Annotated in this window: 3 protein-coding genes; 2 read left to right on the top strand and 1 reads right to left on the bottom strand. The window is 71.2% G+C overall.

The genetic code is table 11. The annotated features are described in order from the left end of the window. Positions 1-23 precede the first annotated feature (23 nt). A complete protein-coding gene (locus CH341_RS30370; RefSeq protein WP_111423244.1) occupies positions 24-839 on the bottom strand; it encodes an amidohydrolase family protein in 816 nt (271 codons plus the stop codon). A gap of 98 nt (positions 840-937) precedes the next feature. On the opposite strand from CH341_RS30370, the gene CH341_RS30375 reads away from it, so the two are divergent. After that, positions 938-1,681, top strand: a complete 744-nt coding sequence (locus tag CH341_RS30375; RefSeq protein ID WP_111423246.1) for a GntR family transcriptional regulator — start codon at positions 938-940, stop codon at positions 1,679-1,681. Positions 1,682-1,707: 26 nt separating this feature from the next. Continuing rightward, a complete protein-coding gene (locus tag CH341_RS30380) occupies positions 1,708-2,694 on the top strand; it encodes a Bug family tripartite tricarboxylate transporter substrate binding protein (protein WP_170149876.1) in 987 nt (328 codons plus the stop codon). The last annotated feature ends 60 nt before the right edge of the window (positions 2,695-2,754 follow it).

Raw genomic sequence — 2,754 nt, forward strand, 5'->3', positions numbered from 1 at the left:
CAGGGGAGGGTAAAGGGTCCTGATCACCTCACGAACCCGAACAGTCTTCGCGATGTGTCCGCGACCGCGGCCTGTTGCTCGGGCGTGAGCCATGTGTGCAGCTCCCGGATGCCGTCGGCGTAGGTGCGCACCGCCTCGAACTGGGTGTGCGGCCAGTCGCTGCCCCAGAGCAGGCGGGCGGGGCCGAGCGCATCCAGCAGCGCGCGCGCATACGGGGAGGCGTCGGCGCCGCCGCAGCGATAGCTCCCCGAGATCTTCACGAAGAGCCGCCCGCCGGGCGCGGCGGCGAGAATGCGGCGGACGCCCGGATCGTCGAGGCCGAGGGCGGGATCGGGCCGGCCGAAGTGATCCACCACGACGGGCGCGCCGAGCGGCACGATGGCGTCGAGCAGGCGGGGAAAGTCGCGGCCTTCCGCCTGGATCTCGATCTGCCAGCCGCGCGCCGCGATGCGCCCGAGCAGCGCCGTCCAGTCCGGTCCCAGCACCTCGGACAAATCCTTGCCCAGCAGATTGAGCCGGATGCCGACCACGCCGGCCCGCGCATAGGCGTCGAGTGTCGCGTCGGCGACGGCGGGATCGACCACGACGATGCCGCGCAGCCGTTCGGGCGCGAGGGCCAGCGTCTCGATCAGATACGAATTGTCGGTGCCCAGGAACGAGGGCTGCACCAGCACGATCTCGCGCACGCCGAACGGCGCCGTGACGGCGAACAGGTCGCCGGGCGGAAAATCGCCGCTCGGGCTGTGGCGGCGGCCCGGCGCCAGTGGCAGCGCCCGGGTGAAGACGTGGACATGCGTGTCGACGATCGGAACGGGACGGGCGGTGGGTGAGGCGGCCATGTGATCGGTTGCCAGAGGGATGCGAAGGGTCTTATACTCCTATAGAGGACTAGCTGACCAGCGTCTCCGTGACCACCGCTCCCGCGACGAGGGCCGCCATGCACGCCGTCTCCGACAGCGTCGGATCCGACCAGCGCCTGCCGATCTATCAGCGGCTCAAGGACGCGCTCGCCGAGCGGATCCAGGACGGCGCCTGGAAGCCGGGCGAGGCGATCCCGGCCGAGAGCGAGCTCGCCTCCGAGTTCGGCGTCGCGCTCGGCACCATGCGCAAGGCGATCGAGGGGCTGGTGCAGCAGGGCCTTTTGGAGCGCCGCCAGGGCCGCGGCACCTATGTGCGCCGCGCCGATCTCGGCAACACGCTGTTCCGCTTCTTCCGTCTCACCGGCAAGGGCGGCAAGGCTCTGGCGCCGACGCAGCGCCTGGTCGGGCGACGCACCGGCCCGGCCGGCCGCGATGCGGCGCAGGCGCTCGGCCTCACGGCGGACGACCCGGTGCTGTGGCTCGATCGCCTGCGTCTCGTCGACGGCCAGCCTCTGGTGATCGACAGGATCGCCGTGCCGCTGCCGCGCTTCGCGCCGCTCGCGAGCGTGCCGGCGGAGAAGTTCGAGGGCCTGCTCTATCCGCTCTACGAGCGCGAGCTCGGCGTCACGGTGGCGCGCGCCGCCGATCGCATCTCGTTCGGCCGCGCCACCGCGGCGGTGGCCAGGAGCCTCGCGATCGCGGCCGGCGATCCGGTCGTGGTGATCGACCGCACCGCCTTCGGGCTGGACGGCGGCCCGCTCGAATGGCGGCGCTCGCACGGGCCCGCCGACCGCTTCAGCTACGACGTCGACATCAGATGATCACGACGATGATCAGGGAGAGAACGATGCTCAAAGACACGCTCGGCCTCGGCTTGCTCGGCGCGCTGGCGCTCGCGTCGACGGCGCTGGTGCCGGCCCCGGCGGCCGCGCAGGAGTTTCCGAGCCGGCCCATCACCCTGATCGTGCCGGCCCCGCCCGGCGGCGGCACCGACGTGTTCGCGCGCCAGATCGCCGAGGCCGTGGAGCCGATCCTCAAGCAGAAGGTGATCGTCGACAATCGCGCCGGCGGCGGCGGCACGGTGGGCACCACGCTGATCACGGCGGCGCAGCCGGACGGCTACACGCTGGGCTTCATCTGGAACTCGCCGCTGACGACGAGCCCGCACAGCCTCGCCGTGTCCTACACGCCGGACTCGTATGCGAGCGTGATGTCGATCGGCTTCTCGTCCTACGTTCTTTGCACGGCGCCGAGCTTTCCGGCTGCCAACGCCAAGGAGCTGGTCGACCAGATCAAGGCGAATCCCGGAAAATTCACCTACGGCAACGACGGGCTCGGCGGCACCATGCAGCTCGCGGCCGAGCGGGTCTTTTCGAAGCTCGGCGCAAAGGTGCGCCCGGTGCCGTTCGGCGGCGCCGGCGAGACGGCGCGCAACTTCCTCGGCGGCCACGTGACGTTCTACGGCGGCTCGCTGCCGCCGATCCTGCCGCATGCGGCGGCCGGCAAGGCCAAGTGCCTGCTGCTCACCTCGGCCGGCAAGAACCCGGCGCTGCCGCAAGCCTCCGGCCTCGACGACATCGGGCTGGGCGCCGAGGAGACGGTCCTGTGGTGGGGCCTGATCGCCCCGGCCAAGACGCCGCCCGCGATCCTGGAGAAGCTGGAGAAGGCCTTCATGGAGGCCGCCGCCACGCCGAAGTTCAAGGAGGCGATGGACAAGCAGGGCGCGACGCTGCGCGTGCTAGGCGCCAAGGACACGGGCGCGCTGATCCGCAACGAGCTCGCCGCGCTGGGTGCCGTCGCCAAGGCCATCGGCATCGAGCGGAAGGGGCAGTGATGGGGCGGTGCGAGACACATTCCGACTTGGTCGTTCCGGGGCGGCGCGCCAGCGCCGAGC

This window comes from Rhodoplanes roseus (assembly GCF_003258865.1).
Taxonomy (GTDB): Bacteria; Pseudomonadota; Alphaproteobacteria; order Rhizobiales; family Xanthobacteraceae; genus Rhodoplanes; species Rhodoplanes roseus.

Bases quoted from the DNA above. Each gene is read 5' to 3' on its own strand.
- CH341_RS30380 (WP_170149876.1), top strand. From the start codon at position 1,708: ATGCTCAAAGACACGCTCGGCCTCGGCTTGCTCGGCGCGCTGGCGCTC.
- CH341_RS30370 (WP_111423244.1), bottom strand. From the start codon at position 839: ATGGCCGCCTCACCCACCGCCCGTCCCGTTCCGATCGTCGACACGCAT.
- CH341_RS30375 (WP_111423246.1), top strand. From the start codon at position 938: ATGCACGCCGTCTCCGACAGCGTCGGATCCGACCAGCGCCTGCCGATC.